The following is a 19,860-nucleotide window of genomic DNA, read 5'->3' on the forward strand; positions in this document are numbered from 1 at the left end:
CAGCATACAAAAAATAGCGGCTATAACCAAGAGTTGTTATTCCCAGTGCTATAATTATTTTTAAGATATGAAAAGGAAAGAAACCATGGTCGATAACCAAGCTTGTTTATCCCGTTCACAGCAAAAAGTTATCGATCTGGATAAATGGCAGCAAACGGTTGATCTTATTGCTGAGCTGTTTGGCTCGGCATGCGGCACGATTGTGCAATTACGCCAGAATGAATTTAATGTGGTTGTTGCGAGTCAAAATGAGGATAATTTTCTGTCTCGTAATGACTCATGGTCATGGGATCTTAATAGTTTTTGTCGCAAAATTATCGAAACTAAGAAAGCGCTTAATGTACAAGAGGCGCTTTCTGACGCTGATTGGAAGTTGTCGCCACCTGTTGTTGAAGGTAAAATACGCTCTTATTGTGGCCTGCCGATATTTTGGCCCGATGGTGAATTGTTTGGCACTATCTGCATTATTGATATTAAAGCAACAGAACATTCATTAACATTAATTAAATTACTTGAACAGTTTTGTCGGTTAATTACTGCAGATTTAAAAATGTTACGTGATTACCAAGAGATCCGTGATTTAGCGTTAACGGATGAATTAACAGGTATTCACAACCGTCGAGGTTTATCTTTTTTAGGCGAGCAACGGATCAAAGAAGCGCGACGTGCTAAACAAAACATTGGTTTTGTTTATATTGATATTGATCATTTGAAACGGGCCAATGATGAACATGGGCATCAGATCGGTGACAAATGCATTATAACCTTGGCGAATGTATTGCAAGCGAACTGCCGTGAAAGTGATATTATTGCCCGTATTGGTGGTGATGAATTTATTATTATGACATATTTTAGTGATGAGGATGATAATGAACATCACTTGGAGAAACTCGCATTACGTATATTGGGCGGTTATAATAGTGCGGTGTCAGAGTTCGATACAAATGAAATAACATCGCTTAGTTATGGTTATCGAGCCTTCCATCATGAGCACCTGCCGATACTTGAAGAGATGATTGCACAAACGGATCAACTTATGTATCAAAATAAAAACAGTAAACGTTAAATTACCCCGCAAGCCTTGCTTCGTGTTAGAATGCACGCCAATATCCAACTGTTACTTATTCCAATCTTAACAGTTTATTTATTTTACCTATTTATCAAATACCTGAGATCAAAAATGCCATTTTCTAAGTTTGGATTAAACAAATTAATTACACAAGCGGTAGCGGAACAAGGCTATACGCAACCAACTCCAATTCAACAAAAAGCAATACCGGCTATTTTATCGGGTAAAAACCTGATCGCGGCTGCGCAAACAGGCACAGGTAAAACAGCAAGTTTTGTATTACCACTATTACAAATGTTCAGCCACAAACATACACTACGTGCTAAACGTATTCGTGCGCTGATCTTAACACCAACACGTGAACTAGCGGTTCAGGTAGCTGACAACATCGAACAATACGGTCGTCATTTACACCTTACCTCAATGGCGATGTACGGTGGTGTTGATCTAGAACCACAGAAACAACGTCTAATCGAAGGTGTTGATATTCTGGTTGCGACGCCAGGTCGTTTATTAGATATGATCCATCAACGTGCACTGCATTTTGATGAACTTGAAGTATTAGTTATCGATGAAGCGGACAGAATGCTAGATATGGGTTTTGTTAACGACATCAACAAAATCATTGAGCGTTTACCGCAAGAACGTCAAAACTTATTATTCTCAGCAACGTTATCAAACAAAGTGCGTTTCTTAGCAAAAACGGCAATTAACTACGCGCTGGAAATTTCGATTGAACCAGAAAATACAACTGCACCAGAAATTGAACAGTGGTTAACAGTGGTTGATAAAGATGTGAAATCTGCATTGCTTAGCCATTTGATTATTGAAAATGATTGGAAGCAAGCGTTGATCTTTATTGAGACTAAACGTGGCGCGGCTAAATTAGTTGCTCAGCTTGAAAAACGTGGTATCAAAGCAGAATCATTCCACAGTGGTCGTAGTCAAGCGATGCGTGAGCAGTTACTTGCAGAGTTTAAAGCCGGTGATCTAGGCTTGCTTGTTGCTACTGGTGTTGCTTCTCGTGGTATTGATATTGATGATTTAGATCGTGTAGTTAACTACGATCTACCTGAAGAAGCCGCTGATTATGTTCACCGTATTGGTCGTACAGGCCGTGCTGGTGCAACGGGTGAAGCGATTTCACTGGTATCTCGTGATGATTTCCGTAGTTTATGTGCTATCGAACAATTGCTAGAGCATGTTATCGAACGTAAAGAAGTTGACGGTTTTGCAGCGAAAGTTGGTATCCCTGATTCTATCTTAGGTTATGTACCAAAACGTTCACAACCGCCACGTCGTCGACGTCCGGTTAAGAAATAACGATTAGGCTTTAATCGTTTTAGCGGTCAATGTAAATCATTGACCGCACTATTTCAGTCTTCCATTACTTAGTAAGACTGCTTAAACCCTGTAAAATATCCTCATCTAAAATGCCTTCTTTACTCACATTAAATGGCACAAAACCCTCCGGATCTATGGTTGTTTTAAGCTGGTATTTAATACCTTTATCTGATTGTTGGTTTAAAGCGGTGAGTAGCTTGAATATATAAAATAAATTGACGCTGGTTTGTATTTCAATCGCGGTTTCGCCGTAAGCTTTCAGTTCCGGTATTTGGTTAGATACGCCAGACAGTACTTTTTGGTCTGCGACATTAAGTTGTAAACTTATCCCTTCAATATTTAAATCTTCCGCGTTGGGATTTGAGACTAATAAATGCACGTTAAAGCGGGGTGATAATCCGACTGGCTGTATTGGTTCGATCTTAACTAAACTCACGTCCAGATCTCGTAACCCTTGTATGCTAGAGCAACCGCTTAGCAACAAAGCGCATACCATAACAAGACTCTTCCAAGTTGACATACTGCCTACCTTCTTAAATTTAATAATCAATAATAATAGCAAAGAGTAGCAGTGTGTTCTTATATCATTCATTAACAATGCACTGCATTGCTGTGCGATTTGGTTTTCTGCTACTTGGTGCAGTATTAGTTGGTCTGTTGCCGACGTAAAGCCTATTCTTAAAAGGACGTTGGTATTTTCCCATCTATATCGCCACGATTACTGTTTGCCAAGGAGTACACTTGTCATTAATCATCGAATCCCTTAGTCACCAAATCACCGACGGCCATGGTCAGCGACAATTATTGTCAGATGTCAGCTTAGCGGTGGGAGCTGGCGAATGTATTGGTCTAATGGGTGACAGTGGCAGTGGAAAAACGACCTTACTTAATCTTATTGCCGGACTTGAGCCGATACAACAAGGTCAAATCACGCTTGCGGGACTGCCAATGGCGCAAGCGAATGACAAGCAACTGAGTGAACTGCGAAAGCAAAAGCTGGGGATCATTTTTCAACAGTATAATTTATTGTCTAGTTTGTCGGTACAGGACAACATAGCTTTTAGTGCCAAACTGGCTGGACGTTATGATGCTGACTTGTGCTGTGAATTAGCCCAACAGTTGGAGATTGAGTCCTTATTAACGCAGTACCCACAAACCCTTTCTGGTGGTGAATTACAACGCGTCGCAATTGCCAGAGCGATGAGCGCGCAACCTACATTATTACTGGCAGATGAACCAACCGGTAATCTTGATGACAATAACAGTCACCGTGTGGTGGCATTGTTGACCAAGTTAGTAAAGTCTCACGATACCGCACTGGTACTGGTCACCCATAGCGTTCATGTCGCAGCGACAATGGATAAGCGTTATCAATTAGCGAATGGTCAGCTAACCTTATTTAATCAGAGTCCAAAGAGGGACGGTTAAGTGACGGAACACCATATTATTTATTTTCTTCGCTGTTTCTTTAGCAGATCAGGTCGGCAAGAACTCTGGTTGGTATTACAAACCCAACTGGCAGAATATAAGCAGCATCGCTTATTACATTTGGGTTTTATCTTCAGCTTAGCTATCGCCACCAGTACCTTGTTATGCATTCTGGTGTTAAATCATGCGAGTAAACAACAATATCAACAAGCTAATACCCAGTTAACCAGTCCGGTCGGCTTTTATATCGTTGCCGAGCAGGGGGCACGAGTGACTAAAAGTGATTTTTCGGACTTGCGCAGACAAGGATTTACGCAAGTCACACCGGTATTAACGTTCCGAAAACACCTGAAGAATGGCAAACGACTGAAGTTTGTGGCGATTGATATGCTGGCGCTGAGCATTGCCAACCCCGCGCAATATAATCACCAAGCGGTGTTACTCACTCAAGCACACTTGGTGTCACTGACGGCTGATAGTGGTATCAACTCAGATGTTAATACAGTACTTACCTTGGCTGATAACACCACTATCCCTATCGCTTTAACAACGAGTGAGGAATGGGGTAAAGTCGCATTGCTTGATATTGGACTCGCTTGGCAGCTATTTCCCCAGCAGACAGGTTTTAGTGCGTTAATGGTCGCGCCATTGACAGCACAGCAGAAGCAAGAGTTAGAGACAGCATTGCCTGCGCATTTATCTCTCAACGAGCCTTGGTCATACCAAGAACGCAGTGGCTTTGCCGATGCGCTACACCTAAATTTAATGGCATTAGCGTCATTAGGATTTGTTGTGAGCATGTTTATTGCGTTTCAGGCAGGAGAGCAGGCATGGTATAAACGTGCAGAACTAGCGATGCAATTACGTTTGTTAGGGGTAACGCTGCAGACGATTAAAATGGCGATGTTACTGGAAGCTTTATGTTTGGTGCTGGTTGCCAGTGTTTTTGGGATGTTGATTGCAGTGGCTTTAGTGACAGTGTTGCTACCATTATTGGGCTTAACATTTAGTCAGCTTTATGCCCTTAATATGAGTGGTCATTTTGTTTGGCAATGGCAATACGTGTTATGGGCTTTGGTTATTTCCTTGGTTGCGGTCTTGCTGGCGCTCGTGAAACAATTTAAGCGGATCAGTACTGCCCACGTCGCGCAATTAGAAAATGTGTTAATCGCGCGTTTTCCTCGATTGCTGACCTTAGGTATAGCGGTTGGTTTATTGCTGTTATTTAGCTGGTGGCCGAGTCATAGTTGGCATCAGATCATGGTGAAGTATGGACTGTTATTGATCGCGAGTGTGGCGCTACTCCCCCATTTTTTACAAGGCATGTTATTTCTAGGTGAACATTTTTTTAATCTTTTTCGATTTAACTCTTTCTGGGTTAGCTATATTTTTAAAGATGCAAGTAACCAGGTTGAACGGCGCTATTTACCTTTGGCTGCTTTCTATTTGGCGCTGACGACAAGTATTGCTGCCGCTTTGATGGTACACAGTTTCGAGGGGGCATTTGTGCGTTTTCTCGATCAGCAATTAAGTGCTGATTTATTGATCCGTTATCATCATGGTCAAAAACAACAAGTGGAAAATTGGCTGCAAAATAACAGTAATATTGATGAATATATCCTGCGTCAGCATACTTGGGCAAAGCGAGGTAATGATTCAATTAAGGTATCCAACTTTCATTCATCACGGCAACTGGCATCGCTATTATTAAAGTCGTCATCAATCAAGACCAAATCGGGGTGTTTTATCAATGAGCAGCTCGCGCTTAAACGGCAATTGACTGTCGATCAATCAATCATCTTTAGTCAGGGAAAGAAGCAATATAGCTGTGTTATTCAGGGTATCTATTATGAATATGGTTATCCGGGATTTTCGCTAGTTTTAGATTCACCACAAGCAAATCAGTTCTTTAGTGGTTGGATTTATAGTGGCTTCGGCGTGTATTTTAATCCTGATACAGTCATAGACAAGCAAGCGGTGAGTTTGACGCTGGGGCTGGCCGAAGATCAAATATATGACCCCGCACAAGTAAAAAAATCAGCACTGGCAGTATTTGCGCAGACATTCGTACTGACTCAGCTGATCTCGGTGATATTACTGGTGATTGCTTGCTTTGGACTGTTTTTATCGGCGACTGGTTTAGAGCTGGCGCGTAAAGCCGATTTATATATTTTGTGTAGTCTGGGTTATAGCAAGGCTGAGTTGTTTGCTCATATGCTGATGCAATGGTTATTACTTGCTGTTAGTTGCGTGCTGCTGAGTTGGCCTGTGGCTACGATATTGGCGCATGCATTGGTGAGTCAGGCATTACCGGCTTCTTTTGGTTGGTCAATGCCACTGCTGTTCAACGTTGGCTCCTTTGCCGTTAGCAGTATGCTCGGCTTGTTATTTCTGTTGCCAGCGCTGGGTATCCCGCTGTTTAAATTGAACCTAAGGAGTCGCAGATGAAGTCACGTAAATTTTTAAAATTGTTCGTGTTTTTAGTATTAGTGACATTGTTGCTATTGTCTTGTGAGAAGCAAGGTAAAACACCTTCTGGTTTAAATCAAAATCCGCTTAAAATCCAACCAAATGAACAGCAATATACGCAAGCGTCACCAGAGTACATATTCAGTTTTCCGCAAGCACATTCGCCGCATAAAGATTATCGCCATGAATGGTGGTATTTAACTGCTAACCTAAAAAGTGACAGTGGTATGCGTTTTGCCACGCAATGGACGTTATTCCGTACCGCGGTCAATCAAGCGCAGTGGTACTTTGCTCATGGTGCGCTTGCTGATTCCAAGGTGCATCTTGCAGCTTTTCGCCAGGGCAGGGAGGAGTTTGCTAATGTTGAAATTACTGAACAACCTTTTAGCGCTGCAATTGATGATTGGTTATGGCAGTCATCGGCGGCGCTATTACCTTCAAAGCTATTACCTTCAAAGCTATTACCTGCACAGCTTAGCTATGGTTCTGCGCGCACCGCCGATGAAGAGTGGCAGGTTATATTATCGCTGGCGACGATGAGTCCATTTTTTCTGCAAGGCGAGCAGGGCTATAGTAAAAAACATCAGCGTGAAGCGATCGCTAGCCATTATTATTCTCAGCCCTTTATTGACGTTAAAGGTCAAATATTATGGCAGGGACAATGGTTGAATGTGACCGGTTCTGCTTGGTTTGACCGTGAATGGGGGTCGGCAATGCTCGCCAAGGATCAACAGGGATGGGACTGGTTTTCTCTGCGTTTGTCAGCAGATAAAGCGCTGATGATTTACCGTATTCGTTCTTCTGATCAAGATTTTGTTTATGGTAGTTTGATGCATAGTGATGGCAATATCGATATCCTCGATACCAACGATATTAAGTTGAGCAGTCATGTTAGTGATACGCTAGATTATCCCTATGCTTTTGACTTACAGGTAGAAAAACAAAGTATTGGTTTCAATGTTGATGTACGTGTCGCTGTCATAAATCAGCAGCAGATCATGCGTTTTGGTATTGAATATTTTGAGGGCATGGTTACTTTTCAGGGGACTCATAACGGAGAGGGCTTTGTGGAAATGACGGGTTATGTAAACTAAGTGTTTAGGCGTGACGTCTGGCTGCAAGATGTGTTTCAAGGTCATACTTTGATCAATACTGAAACTTGCGTATTGACCAAAATACAAAGTAGGGCGTTTTTACAATCCCTAGTTCATGAGCGCTGTGTTATTGATAACATTTAGCCGCATTAGTTTGTCTCTGTTTGTAGCGGCTATGTGTCAGTACCAAGGCAATTGAGAATCCCGTTGCTATATAAAACAAACCAAGGCTCATTTGGCCATTGATAAAATGTTTAATTAAGAAGCCGCCAACAAGTCCTGCTAGACACATTTGCACGGACCCTGATAATGCCGAGACTGCCCCAACTTGTCTACTGTGTGGTGCTAATAACATGCTTATTGAGAGGGGAAAACTGATGCCTTGGGCAATGGCTAACAGAGTGAAACCAAAGATAAGATTGACCAACGACATCTCATTAAATACCAACCAGCAGCCCGCTATCAGCATGATGCTTGAAGCAAGATACATGAGTTGATTGGTGGTGAAACGTTTATTTAATCTATTTAAAATCAAGCTACCCATGAGTAATCCCGCTGATGGAATGATCATCACTTGCCCATAATCAGCCGCACTCAGGTCTAGTCCTTCTTGTAATAAAAAAGGCAGTACTGAAACAGACACTAAACTGGATAAATAACCAATCCAGTTATAACTCGCAGATGAAATAACTTGGTAGTTTCGGGATAAACGCCAATAGCCTCGTAAGGTCTCTTTAATGTTAAACTTAGTCACCGCATGCGGTAATGTCTCAGGCAGCACGCAATAACCCAAGGTCAAAATAGCCAAGAGATAGACTAATACAAAACTAAATACCGACTGCCAACCAAAATGCCACGCAACCCAACCGCCAACAACCGGTGCGATAATCGGTAATATCGATGCGGTTATCGACATATAAGACATGGCTTGAACTAGCTGGCTACCGCTGTAACTGTCTCGGATCACGCTGCGCCCTAGTACCGATGCGCTGCCAGCCCCTAAACCTTGCAACAAACGACCCGCAATAAGTGCGTTATAACTGTTGGGCAGTAATACACACAAGAGAGTACCGACTAAATAGATACCTTGTCCGAGTAGAAATACCGGTCGACGACCAATTGCATCTGATAGCGGACCATAAAAAAGCTGAGATAAGCCAAAGCCGAGTAAAAATAGTGTCACCAACTGCTGTACATCAGCTTGAGATACACCAAGATCACGGCTTATTAACGGTAGTGAAGGCAGATAAATACTGACACCGACTTGTCCAGTAGCAATGATCATCATGGCTAAAGCAAGTGGGATTTTGTTAAATTTGGTTTTATTTATATTCATGAACTTAGTTTACATTAAGAATATTTAAATGATAATAAGGTTTATTGGAATGTGATTAGGTCTTTGTGGGACTTAATTTTATTTGTAATACTAACATAGGTATATAGTGATGGATTGGATCATGTGCGTGCGAAGTTATATCAAAGTCGTGGAAGAGGGTAGTTTTAATGGTGCGGCTTATCAACTGAATACCACTGGCTCTGCGATCAGTAAGCGTATCAACTGGTTGGAAGAGCAGGTTGGTGTACAATTACTCAAGCGTACGACGCGATCGTTAGATCAGACGGAAGCGGGACAACTGTTTTATCAGCGATCCAGATTGCAACTTGATCAGTGGATGTCGATGGTGGATGAAGCGCGGTCGGTCAATCAAACCCCCACTGGGGTATTGAGAATTGGCGCGACAACGGCGATTGGCTCTAAATTTATTATAAAATACTTAAACGATTTTTTACTGATGTACCCTCAAATTCAAATACAATTGCTGACCACATTACCGGGGCAAATGCCCGAAACTTATGTGGATGTTTTTATCAGCCGTGATTTAGAACAGTTAAATACACACAGTTATAAAGCCGTAGAGTTGTTTAAAAATGATGCCAAGTTCTTTGCGTCACCAGACTATATTGAAAAATACGGTATACCAGAAAGTATCGATGATCTTGAATCGCATAACATGCTTATTTGGGGTGAACGACCGATACGCGATGTGAAATTATCAACTGGCAATCGAATTACCTTAAGAGGAAACTTTGCTACCACGAACCCTGAGGCTCTGTTCTACGGGGCGAAATGCGGTATGGGAGTATTGCTCGCTGGCCAGAAGATGCTTGAAGATTTAATCGAAGTAGGCGATCTGATCCAAGTATTACCGGATGTGACTGTCGATCATGGTGCCGTATGTGCTTATTATCCTACGTTGGATTATGAACATACTCGTACGCAGTTGTTTATTAAATACCTGAAAGAGCGGTTGCGAAATGAAGTCGGTTAATGAGAAGGGCTTATTCTTGTGTATTAGAAATTTTTATAGCGGAGCCATATTTTAAAATAGAGTAAAGCAAGAATAGCTTCTTGCACTGTTGGGGTATGGTCGTTATCGTGGCCTTGTGCATGACCATTTTGGGTAGCTATCTTATACACCCACTTTATATTAAATTAATTACTTCATTTGGCGAAGAGTGGCTGCTAGAGAATATGGATGTTTATTTGTACATACCGTTAGTGGCCCCTCGTTGAATATTAAAACGAGAGGGCGGCTTCGGTTAAGCTGTGTCTGACAATAACCGTACTTCACGTTGCGGAAAGGGGATGGTGATCCCGCTTTGTTGCAGTGCTTGAAACATCTTCAGATTAGCGCTGTATTTTACTTCGTAATAGTCTTGTGTTGGTACCCAGAAACGTATGCCTAAATTGATTGAGCTATCGCCAAAGGCTTCGATACCGATTTTAGCGGCGGGATCTTTGGCTACTGCATCGATGCTCGTGAGCACCGCGCTTAAGGTCTCAATTGCCTGTTCCGGATTGTCGCTGTAGCTAATACCGATGCTGGCTTCCACCAACATATACTCGAAGGAGTTATGTAGGATTTCACCAACGATGTGTCTGTTAGGAATGGTGATCTTGTCACCTTCTTCATTCGTAAGAATAGTCATCCCGAGCGAGACTTCCTTAATTACGCCAACAACACCCTGAATCTTAACGGTATTACCCACCACGAACGGGCGGGTTAGGATAATGGTAACGCCAGCCGCATAGTTTGACAGCATCCCTTGCAGGGCTAAACCGGCACCCAATGCCAAAGCACCGACGGCTGCAATGAACGGTGCGACACTGATCCCGAGTTTACCTAGGGCAATCACCGCGACCATCACAATAACGAGAATACGCACAAGATTGGAAATAAATCCGCTCAGGGTGACGTCAACATCATGCTTTACACACAAAGCTGCAATAAAGCGTTGCACTTTGCTCGCCACCCACAAGCCGATGATGAAGATAATCATCGCCCCAAAAATCTGGAAGCTGTATTGCACCACAAATTCAGTGAGCATAGTGTACACCCCCTGCAGTTGTAGCAATTCTTGTTGCAGCTCTTCTTGTATCACGATCTCGTCCATAATTTCGTCCTTTCATTCCTTGAACAATGATATTTATTGTTTGCCAGTGTTTACCTGTTAACAGTCACTACCATAACGCTGGGTAATATAAGTCTCAAAATCATCGCATAATTGACCGTCAGATATGCCATTATCAGCGATGGTTTCAGCGCCATCCACAATACTGATCTTAGCATTCAGAGCAGCGGGTTCGACGCGGGGTCTGGCTTGCGCAGCAGCAATTTTCGCTTGTTCTTGTAACCAAGCCTGCGCACTGGTTTTATTACAGGTATCGGCAAGGTATGCAGCAGAGAAGCCTTCACCCGTTAAACTGCGCAAGGTGGCATCATGGCTAATGCTGTTACCCGGTTTCCAGTAATGCTCAGCCAATAATGGACCAATGGCTGGGTTATCGGTTAGGTAACCAAACTTCTCGGTAAAATAAGCGCGAGTCTGGTATACCGCCATGTGCGCGAGTAGGTAGCCTTGATATGAACAGGCTGCTTCTTGTGACAGTAAGTGCGGTACGGCAAGTAATGGACGCGGGCTTGCGGCTAAACCTAGAATACGTTGCTCTGTATCACGAGCTAGCGTGGTTAAATACTCAGGTGTTAGTAAGTCTTCATCGCAGCTATATACGGCCCATTCAAAGTAAGGTACCACTAAAATACTGCGTTCTTCATAAGCTTTGAAGGGTTGTTTTGCGGCAATCAATGCTTGGATAACCTCGTCTGGTACTACTTCACCATTGGCATTATAAGCGTATTGTTTTAACCAATCACCGTCCGTTAATAAACTGTCGCAGAACATTGATTGAGTTTCGGCATAGGCCATTGATGTCGGTGCAAACTCTTGTGAGAAGCAGGGTGAGTTTTGTTTCACATTGGCAAAGTGCGCAGCATGACCACCTTCATGGAATAAGGTATTGATGCCATCATAACCACTACCGATTTGATCGGGTTTGGCATTACTGGTGAAATTGATTTTGCCAGCTTGCCATTCATCTTCTGCATAAAACGATGGGATAGGGCCGTGGCAGAAACCATTTTGGTATTTACCCGGTCGGTCTAATAAATCCAGGGTCAAATCAGCTTGTGAATAATCGATATTTAGACGACCGAATGATTCCATCCAGCGACGTAACGATTGCGAGAATGGCACGTAAGGGGCAAGTTGACGTGCAGCGTCACCAGCATACATAAAGCTAAAGTTATGGCCTTGAACGGCGCTGTTACCTTTAACTTCGGCTAGATTGTTAATACTGCTGTGGTTACGTTCACGGGTACGTAATTCGAAATCATCTAAAATAGTGAACAGTTGCTCAGGTGTCATCTGCTCGGTTTTATTGACTTTATAATCAAAGAAGTTACGGAACCCTTGTTGACGAGCAAAGTCGTTACGTTGTTTAACCAGCTCGATATAACCGTTATTCAGTACCCATTGTTCAAGGTCTAATAATGCTTGGTGCGCTGATTGGCGAACACTTTCGTTATTGCTAGTACGGATGTTAGCGGCAAGTACGGTGAGAGATGCTTGCTGTTTATCGCCGTTTTCGTCATTACAATACATCAGGTATTCTTGGCGTTTGGCAAATAGCGCTGATTCAGTACGAATAAGCGCGGCCATTTTATCTCGACCTTCGGCACTTTCAATCGCATTGGCATCGAAAAAGGCCAACCAACCTTTAAGACCTTTGACAAGTTCATCGTCTTCATCTGTTAACTGTAATAGCACTTCAAGGTTACCACGTGTAGCTTGGATGTGAGCTGGGTCTGAGATAAACGCACTTAGCGCTTCTTCTGCAGCGGTAAAACCGTCATGGTTATCACTGGTGCCCATGTAAGTCTGCCAAAACAGGTCTTCTTTGCAGCGGTGCAGGGCTAAATAGTCATCGTTAAGCTGGTTAAAGTAATCTTGTGGATTCAAAATATCTCCTTATAAAACAGCGTATAACGGTGAAGGTGCATCTGAAACACGGAATGAATGCATACGCTATTTTGATTTTTATTATTTGTTTTTGCTGTTTATTTCTTGTGTTATTGCGATTAAATATCCAGTGATAAAGCGGGCATTATGAATAAAGAAATAAAATATGGATTCAATAGTAAAAAAACTAACTAGAAAATACGACTAAATAAATAGCCAGCGGTAGGACCTATGTCACACTTTAACTAAAACGGCGTGGCAGTGTGTTGTATTTACATTCTATTTAGTTGTTTTATGAAATTATTTAACGCTTTTCTTGTCCCTTATAAATAAAGCCAATACACTTCAGCACTTTATAGATTATTAATAACATTTTTAGGACCACTATGTATACAGATGAAGATCTTAACAGTGCAGTAGATAAAGGAATTTTTACTGCTTCGTCCGTTGATGAGTTTCGACGCGACCAACAGTCTGCAAAACAAGTGACGATTGCAGATGAAGAAAATATTCGTTTAATTGGCGGATTTAACGATATATTTATTGTTATCGCTTGCGCGTTGCTATTGTTTTCATCGCTTTGGGCGGTCAGAAGCATTGACCCGCGCCTAGGCCTAGCCACTTTTGCGTTATTGTCATGGGCGCTTGCCGAGTTCTTTGTACTGAAAAGAAAAATGGCCTTTCCCGCTATTATGTTATTACTTGCTTTTATTGGTGGCGTATTTAAGTTATCGATGGAGGTCTTTTCAGCCCTTGATCAACAAGCGATTATTGCGGCGACTGGCGCATCAGTTATCGCCGCCGCTTGCCACTGGCGTCGTTTTCGGGTGCCGATTACAATCGCAGCAGGCACCGCGGCAACCGTTGGTTTTATTGTGTCTTCTTTTGTGTCGATGTTTACGACACCAGATATGATCAATGTACTTACTGATTGGATATTAGTGGTGATATTTTCCTGCGGTATTTTAACCTTTCTGTTTGCTATGTACTGGGATGCTTCAGATCGCGAACGGGTGACTAACCGTACTGATACGGCATTTTGGTTACATCTCTTGTCAGCACCGTTAATTATTCATCCGGTATTTTTAGGCGTGGGTATTTTAAATGGTGAAGAAGGCATTAGCAGTATCGCGATTATTATTGCGTTGTACTTATTGATGTCACTGGTTTCTATTATTATCGACCGCCGTGCCTTTATGGTGTCATCACTGGTCTATGTACTTTATGCATTATCAAGATTGATGAGCATGTATGGTGATGTTGGAACTAACTTTGCGATGACAGGTATTGCCATTGGTGCAGCCTTATTACTGTTGTCAGCATTATGGCATCCAGTGCGCGGTAAGATCGTCATATTATTACCGAATACAGTGAAGCAATGGGTACCTGACGCGAAGTAGTTGAGATCTGCCGTTGAGACTAGCGCCTAGATCTATATATTGAGGGGTAAAAGTTAGGCGGATAGTTATTGATCTAGATCAATAACTGCTAATTCATAGCATTGACCTGCATATACAGGTAGAATGCCCCCTCAAAAAATTACAATAAAAGCATTAAGTGGGTTATTCGCATGAGTAGAAAAATAGAATTATTGGCGCCGGGCGGTGATGTAGAAGCAATTAAAGCGGCGATTGTTGCTGGTGCAAATGCTGTCTATTGTGGTTTGGATATGTTCAATGCCCGTAACCGTGCGTCCAATCTTTCATTTGATGAGCTAAATGGCGTTTTACGACTTGCACACGAACACAGTTGTGAAGTCTTTTTAACCCTTAACGTCGTGATCTTAGAGCACGAAGTTGTTAGCTTAGTGCGACTGCTTAATAAACTGGTTAACAGTGGTATTGATGGCATTATCGTGCAAGATCTCGGTATTTTCAATATCGTTAAAAAGCATTTCCCGTCTTTACATATTCATGCATCTACTCAGCTAACCACTCACAACGAAGGTCAGATCTTATTCTTACAGAAAATTGGTGCAACGCGCGTCAACTTATCTCGAGAGTTAAACCTAGTTGAAATAAAACAATTAACAACGGTTGCACACGATCATGACGTATTAACAGAAGTATTTGTACATGGCGCGCTATGTATTGCTTTCTCTGGTCAGTGTTATTCAAGTTCTGTGAGTGTGGGTAACTCGGGTAACCGTGGTCGTTGTAGCCAAGCTTGTCGTGACGAATACGAAGTGACAGCGGAAGGTCATCGTTTCCCTCTGAATCTAAAAGATAACTCTGCATATTATGACCTGCCACAGCTGGTCGACGCAGGTGTTGATTCATTAAAAGTGGAAGGCCGTATTAAAGGCGCACACTATGTTTACACTGTGGTTGATACATGGCGTAAGCAGATCAACAACTTTGTAGAATCAGGTAAATTACTCGCTGATGATGGCAACCTGCATAAAGTATTTAACCGTAGCTTTACTAACTCATTCTTACAGGGCGACCTAAACAAGAGAATGTTTACAGATAACCCACGTGATAACAGTGTTAATTACGCGGTAGAAAAAAGTGATGCTATCTCTGTAGTACAAATTCATGATGTAAAGCAAGAGCTTTATACTGATAAAAATGCCTTAGGTGCTGAACTAGCAGAAAAAATCAAAGATCTAAGCATTGATAAAATTGCATTAACGTTGGCATTCTCAGCAAAATTAAACAGCCCGCTAACAGTGAATGTTACTGCTGGCAACACTGCGTTTGAAGTGCAAAGCAATTCTGTATTAACTGCGGCAGACGAAATTTCAATTACCCCTGAAACCGTTGAAAAACGTTTCCGTAGCTTTAGTAATGCAACGTTTGATCTTGCGCCAATGAATTTCAACAATTTTGATGCGAATCTGACAGTACCGTTTAAAGAATTAACCGAACTTAAAAACCAAGTGGCGTTTATCCTAAATGGTTCACGTGATGTGGTTAAACACGTTGACGTTCCTGCATTGCCTAAGCACCCTAAAGTAGAAGAAACACCTAAATTATCATTGATGATTGCTAATGCTAAAGATCTACACCTTGCAGATGTAACAGATGCGGATATCTACTTCAAGATCCCTGAAAGCTTGAAAAAGAATTGCCCTAAACACATCAAGCTGTTGCAAGATAATCCACGCTTGATCCCTTGGTTTCCAGCGGTTCTGATTGGTAAAGACTACCTAGAGTCAGTGAAGATCCTTGAACAAGTTAAACCAAAACGTATTGTTACTAACAATACCGGTATTGCTTACAAAGCCTTTGAAATGGGGATTGAGTGGGTTGCTGGTCCGTTCTTGAATACTACTAACTCACATGCGTTATTAACACTGCAAGAAGAATTAAACTGTGCTGGTGCGTTTATTTCTAATGAGATCAACCGTATTCAAATCAGAAATATTAGTCGTCCGAAAAACTTCAAAATGTTCTACAGTATTTACCACCCAATTCTGATGATGACCAGTCGCCAATGTTTCTTCCAACAAACGGTTGGCTGTAAGAAACCAGCAATTGAAGATGGTTGCATGCTGAAATGTGAAAAAGCCACAACAATTACCAATGTGAAAGGTATTTCGTTTGCCGTTGATAAACAAAAGGGTGGTTACCCAAGTATTTACAACGACGAGCAGTTCTTAAACTTTGACGTAGTAAATGATTTCTCAGATCTGTTCGACGAGTTCTTTATCGATTTAACTAATATCGGTGCCGGCTCTAAAGAAGAACAAGATAAAGTTCAGTTAATCAAATACTTTGAAGCGCTGCTTGCTGGCGATGAAGCATCAAAAGCGGCTTTAAACAACTTAGTACCGGTATCTACCAATGCGCAATACAAGCAAGGTTTATAAAGGTCTATAAGCCTTTAACAGCAGATTTAAGCTTAACGGCTTAAATTATTTATCTAAGCCAAGTATTACTGATTGTAGTGAAAATACATGATGTGAAACTTGGCTTTATTTTTATGTACTTAGATATTATCATTGCTATATTTAACCATTAATGTGGCCAGTATCAGAATGTAATGCCTATAATTCCTATTTAACAGTGGTCACTTGCTGGTTAAATGCAGGTTGTGGTAGGTTATTATGATATGAATGTTTTACATGTACACTCAGATTACCCTGACGGTCGTAATAGTTTAAGTACGCCCGCAGTAAAATTACTACTCGATGCCACTTCAGGCATTACACATACGGTCTTTGTTATCCACCGTACTCCATGGCCTTGGCAAGTTAAGGTTATCCAAAATAATGCGCGACTTTACTCTATTTACTATTGGGGACTGCCGTTTGGCCTCGCACTAACTTTGTCGCTGTTTCTTGCTCGTCGTTTACTGTTAAACCTGATCCAAAAACACAGTATTAATTATCAGCTTGTGCATGGGCATAAACTTGCTATTGATGGCACCTTAGGCGCAACGTTAGCTAAACGTGCAAAAGTACCTTATTTTCTCTCTGTCCGTGGCGGTACCGATGTGCGTATTTTACGCCATAAATTATTGTTAAGAAGACGTTGGAAAAGGGTGTTGGAAGAGGCTGAACATATCTTTTGGGTCAGCGCTTGGGCGCAAATCCCGATAACACAATTGCTTAAGTCAAGTGTGAACAATGATACTGATAAATCGAGCTTGCTACCCAATCTTTGCGAAATGAAGCAATTATCTCACCTGCATGTGCCAAAAGAAGCCGCTAATTTTGTTACAGTTTTTCGTTTTGAGCAATATGAACGTAAGGGAATAATGCCATTATTGGAAGCTATCGCTAAACTTATAGCTAATTATCCGGATATCAAGCTAGATATATACGGTTGTGGACCTGAAAGTAAGATGAAAATAGTGCAGGATAAAATATCAGCATTGTCTATAGGTAAACACGTCACCATCAAGGGACGTATTGATAATAAAGAGCTGCAAGAAAAACTAACCGAGTATTCAGCATTTCTATTACCGAGTCAGAACGAGTCATTCGGTATGGTATTTGTTGAAGCATTATTTTCTGGGTTACCTATTTTATATCATGCAAATACCGGTATTGATGGCTACTTAGAAGGGATTGATGCTGCTGTTAAAGTTTATAACCAAAATACAGATGAATTAGTTGAAAAAGTGGAAGCGCTGATTTTACAACATGATTTATTTAACGCTCGTATCAATCGCGCATTAGGCACCAATCTGTTGGACATCTTTGAGAAAAGAACCGTTGTTAGTCATTACCAATGTTTAATTGATGATCTTAATTTGGAGTGTCCAAATGTCAAATAGAAAAGTACTTGTTATTGCCTCTGCTGGTGGGCACCTTACTCAGGCGCTTTGTGCTTGTAACCATGTTGACGATATTGCCTTAGTAACGACTCATTCATTAGTTAATGACGATAAAATTAAGAAGGTATATAAAATATGGAGCACCCAAAAAAATGCATTTATTCATTTTGTTAATATTTTTTATGCGCTCTATGTGCTAGTGAAAGAAAGGCCACGGACCGTATTTACTACTGGTGGACCAATCGTTTTACCTTTTGCCTTGGTGTGTAAGTTCTTGCCGTTAAGGTTTGTATATTTAGATACATTATCACGCGTTGTTGAGCTATCGAATACGGGTAAGTTGATCCATAAATATAAGTTATATGATGAATTTATGTCGCAGTGGGAAGCGGTTGCTAACCAATATAATGTTGGCTATGCGGGTAAAACCTTTGATCTAGAAGGTAAAGTAAATAAGATCATTACACCGCTATCACCACCTGAGAAGCCATTGGTTTTGGTCACAACAGGCACTAATTGTTATCCTTTTCCACGTCTGATTGAGGCGATGGCAAAACTTGATATTTACCACGACCCTAACGTACGTTGGTTTATTCAAACGGGTGGTTTTGACGTTGATGTAAAACCAGCCAATGGCGAAATAGTGGATATGGTTGGAAAAGACAAAATGGATGAGCTGGTGAAAGAAAGTAGTCTTGTCATTAGTCATTGTGGTGTCGGCAGTATTAATCACATGCTTATTTTTCAAAAGAAAGTGATATTTATGCCGAGATTAGAAAAATTTGGCGAGTTTTCAGATGACCATCAATTACAGATCGCCAAAGAGTTAAGTAATCCTAATATGACGGTTGTGTATCCAGATGAACTTTTGCCAGCATATTCCGTTGCAGAGTTAATGTCTATACCAAGGTATGACCAAACAATTGATATCACCAATCATGCTTTTGCATCGGTTATCGATAAAAAATTATTCGTTGAGCAAAGAGAAGACTCCTATGGCTAAGAAAATATTGATTTCTGTTGTTATTGTTGATTTTTTTAAAGCGGAACGCGTTGTGCAGAATGTTGAAAAGATACTGACTCAACAAGGTGATTTTGATACCGAAGTGGTTATTATTGATAATTCAATAGATAGTGGTAACCAACAGATACTGTCTCAGTACGATGATACTGATAGCGTGACGTTAATTTTCAATCAGCACAATAATGGTTATACCCGAGGCTGTAACCAGGGAGCAGACATCTGTAATGGTGACTATTTATTGTTTGTGAACCCAGATATTGAATGGAAGTCTGCGAGTATATTAGCTGACATTGTCGCTATCTATAAACGCGATCCTGACGTTGGTATCGTCGGTACTCGCCAGCTTAATGATGATGGTTCGACACCTGATACCGTGCGCCATTTTCCTAACTTAGTCGCGCAAGTCGTACGTAGAACGTCACTCAGAAACTGGCCTTTATTAAAAGGCATTGCAGATTATTATGAAGATGTGGAGTTTGATTATTTCAAACCCGCCAATGTCGACTGGTTACAATCGTCATTTATGGCTATAAGCCGTGATATTTGGAATAAAATTGGCGGTTTTGACGACCGATATTTTATCTTTATGGCCGATCCCGATATCTGTTATAAGTGCTGGGAACTCGGTTACAAAGTCCATTACGAGAGTGAAATTGTGGTTGGGGCGGATGGATTACGTTGTAGTGATGGCGGCTTTAAGGACGTATTTAGTAACCGAGTTTTACGTTTCCATATTCGGGATGCCTTCATCTACCATTTCCAGTATTTATTAAAACCGAGTATCCCTACAGCACGAAAGTCACAAGACCAAAGCTCTTCAAACGTTAACTATGAGCAATAGCAAT

Annotated in this window: 15 protein-coding genes; 11 read left to right on the plus strand and 4 right to left on the minus strand. The window is 41.4% G+C overall.

Features of this window, described 5'->3' with window-relative positions; translation table 11 throughout:
• Positions 1-85: 85 nt before the first annotated feature.
• Entirely contained in the window at positions 86-1,066 is a 981-nt protein-coding gene (locus tag QNK26_RS05100) for a sensor domain-containing diguanylate cyclase (RefSeq protein ID WP_319221259.1), read from the plus strand.
• A 114-nt stretch (positions 1,067-1,180) separates the two neighbouring features.
• The gene (locus QNK26_RS05105; protein ID WP_319221260.1) at positions 1,181-2,392 is read left to right on the plus strand and encodes a DEAD/DEAH box helicase; all 1,212 of its coding nucleotides are present in this window, start codon (positions 1,181-1,183) and stop codon (positions 2,390-2,392) included.
• A 64-nt stretch (positions 2,393-2,456) separates the two neighbouring features.
• On the opposite strand, the gene QNK26_RS05110 is transcribed toward QNK26_RS05105, so the two are convergent.
• Positions 2,457-2,933 carry an LEA type 2 family protein gene (locus QNK26_RS05110; RefSeq protein WP_319221262.1) on the minus strand — a complete coding sequence of 159 codons (477 nt, stop codon included), beginning with the start codon at positions 2,931-2,933 and terminating at the stop codon, positions 2,457-2,459.
• A 221-nt stretch (positions 2,934-3,154) separates the two neighbouring features.
• Here QNK26_RS05110 and QNK26_RS05115 point away from each other — a divergent pair, with 221 nt between their 5' ends.
• From QNK26_RS05115 to QNK26_RS05125, 3 genes are read left to right on the plus strand one after another with little or no spacing between them, the layout of a single operon-like run.
• Positions 3,155-3,841, plus strand: a complete 687-nt coding sequence (locus QNK26_RS05115) for an ABC transporter ATP-binding protein (protein WP_319221263.1) — start codon at positions 3,155-3,157, stop codon at positions 3,839-3,841.
• A complete protein-coding gene (locus QNK26_RS05120; RefSeq protein ID WP_319221265.1) occupies positions 3,842-6,289 on the plus strand; it encodes an ABC transporter permease in 2,448 nt (815 codons plus the stop codon). It abuts the gene before it with no gap.
• The gene (locus tag QNK26_RS05125; RefSeq protein ID WP_319221267.1) at positions 6,286-7,404 is read left to right on the plus strand and encodes a lipocalin-like domain-containing protein; all 1,119 of its coding nucleotides are present in this window, start codon (positions 6,286-6,288) and stop codon (positions 7,402-7,404) included. Before QNK26_RS05120 ends, QNK26_RS05125 begins: the two co-directional genes overlap by 4 nt.
• A gap of 127 nt (positions 7,405-7,531) precedes the next feature.
• On the opposite strand, the gene QNK26_RS05130 is transcribed toward QNK26_RS05125, so the two are convergent.
• Positions 7,532-8,740 carry a multidrug effflux MFS transporter gene (locus tag QNK26_RS05130; RefSeq protein WP_319221269.1) on the minus strand — a complete coding sequence of 403 codons (1,209 nt, stop codon included), beginning with the start codon at positions 8,738-8,740 and terminating at the stop codon, positions 7,532-7,534.
• Between the two features lie 109 nt (positions 8,741-8,849).
• On the opposite strand from QNK26_RS05130, the gene QNK26_RS05135 reads away from it, so the two are divergent.
• Positions 8,850-9,734 (plus strand): LysR family transcriptional regulator, encoded by an 885-nt coding sequence (locus QNK26_RS05135; protein WP_319221270.1) that lies wholly within the window; start codon positions 8,850-8,852, stop codon positions 9,732-9,734.
• Between the two features lie 271 nt (positions 9,735-10,005).
• On the opposite strand, the gene QNK26_RS05140 is transcribed toward QNK26_RS05135, so the two are convergent.
• Together QNK26_RS05140 and QNK26_RS05145 are read right to left on the minus strand one after the other, a co-directional pair.
• Positions 10,006-10,860: a mechanosensitive ion channel family protein gene (locus QNK26_RS05140; protein ID WP_319221272.1), complete on the minus strand. Its 855-nt coding sequence runs from the start codon at positions 10,858-10,860 to the stop codon at positions 10,006-10,008.
• Between the two features lie 57 nt (positions 10,861-10,917).
• Positions 10,918-12,765, minus strand: coding sequence for a M3 family metallopeptidase (locus tag QNK26_RS05145; protein WP_319221274.1), 1,848 nt, complete (start codon positions 12,763-12,765; stop codon positions 10,918-10,920).
• Between the two features lie 386 nt (positions 12,766-13,151).
• Between QNK26_RS05145 and QNK26_RS05150 the strand changes: the two genes are divergently transcribed.
• The 5 genes from QNK26_RS05150 (at position 13,152) to QNK26_RS05170 (ending at position 19,856) form a co-directional block, all read left to right on the plus strand.
• A complete protein-coding gene (locus QNK26_RS05150; protein WP_319221275.1) occupies positions 13,152-14,165 on the plus strand; it encodes a hypothetical protein in 1,014 nt (337 codons plus the stop codon).
• 170 nt (positions 14,166-14,335) lie between these two features.
• On the plus strand, positions 14,336-16,579 hold the full coding sequence (locus QNK26_RS05155) for a peptidase U32 family protein (protein ID WP_319221276.1): 2,244 nt from the start codon (positions 14,336-14,338) through the stop codon (positions 16,577-16,579).
• Between the two features lie 242 nt (positions 16,580-16,821).
• Positions 16,822-17,991: a glycosyltransferase gene (locus tag QNK26_RS05160; RefSeq protein WP_319221278.1), complete on the plus strand. Its 1,170-nt coding sequence runs from the start codon at positions 16,822-16,824 to the stop codon at positions 17,989-17,991.
• Entirely contained in the window at positions 17,981-18,994 is a 1,014-nt protein-coding gene (locus tag QNK26_RS05165; protein WP_319221280.1) for a glycosyltransferase, read from the plus strand. The genes QNK26_RS05160 and QNK26_RS05165 overlap by 11 nt, the downstream gene beginning before the upstream one ends.
• On the plus strand, positions 18,987-19,856 hold the full coding sequence (locus QNK26_RS05170) for a glycosyltransferase family 2 protein (RefSeq protein ID WP_319221281.1): 870 nt from the start codon (positions 18,987-18,989) through the stop codon (positions 19,854-19,856). The genes QNK26_RS05165 and QNK26_RS05170 overlap by 8 nt, the downstream gene beginning before the upstream one ends.
• The last annotated feature ends 4 nt before the right edge of the window (positions 19,857-19,860 follow it).

The organism is Moritella sp. (assembly GCF_033791185.1).
Taxonomy (GTDB): domain Bacteria; phylum Pseudomonadota; class Gammaproteobacteria; order Enterobacterales; family Moritellaceae; genus Moritella.

Coding starts and splice junctions, on each gene's coding strand:
- QNK26_RS05100 (WP_319221259.1), top strand. CDS start 86: ATGGTCGATAACCAAGCTTGTTTATCCCGTTCACAGCAAAAAGTTATC.
- QNK26_RS05165 (WP_319221280.1), top strand. CDS start 17,981: ATGTCAAATAGAAAAGTACTTGTTATTGCCTCTGCTGGTGGGCACCTT.
- QNK26_RS05160 (WP_319221278.1), top strand. CDS start 16,822: ATGAATGTTTTACATGTACACTCAGATTACCCTGACGGTCGTAATAGT.
- QNK26_RS05170 (WP_319221281.1), top strand. CDS start 18,987: ATGGCTAAGAAAATATTGATTTCTGTTGTTATTGTTGATTTTTTTAAA.
- QNK26_RS05105 (WP_319221260.1), top strand. CDS start 1,181: ATGCCATTTTCTAAGTTTGGATTAAACAAATTAATTACACAAGCGGTA.
- QNK26_RS05140 (WP_319221272.1), bottom strand. CDS start 10,860: ATGGACGAGATCGTGATACAAGAAGAGCTGCAACAAGAATTGCTACAA.
- QNK26_RS05150 (WP_319221275.1), top strand. CDS start 13,152: ATGTATACAGATGAAGATCTTAACAGTGCAGTAGATAAAGGAATTTTT.
- QNK26_RS05125 (WP_319221267.1), top strand. CDS start 6,286: ATGAAGTCACGTAAATTTTTAAAATTGTTCGTGTTTTTAGTATTAGTG.
- QNK26_RS05135 (WP_319221270.1), top strand. CDS start 8,850: ATGGATTGGATCATGTGCGTGCGAAGTTATATCAAAGTCGTGGAAGAG.
- QNK26_RS05130 (WP_319221269.1), bottom strand. CDS start 8,740: ATGAATATAAATAAAACCAAATTTAACAAAATCCCACTTGCTTTAGCC.
- QNK26_RS05110 (WP_319221262.1), bottom strand. CDS start 2,933: ATGTCAACTTGGAAGAGTCTTGTTATGGTATGCGCTTTGTTGCTAAGC.
- QNK26_RS05155 (WP_319221276.1), top strand. CDS start 14,336: ATGAGTAGAAAAATAGAATTATTGGCGCCGGGCGGTGATGTAGAAGCA.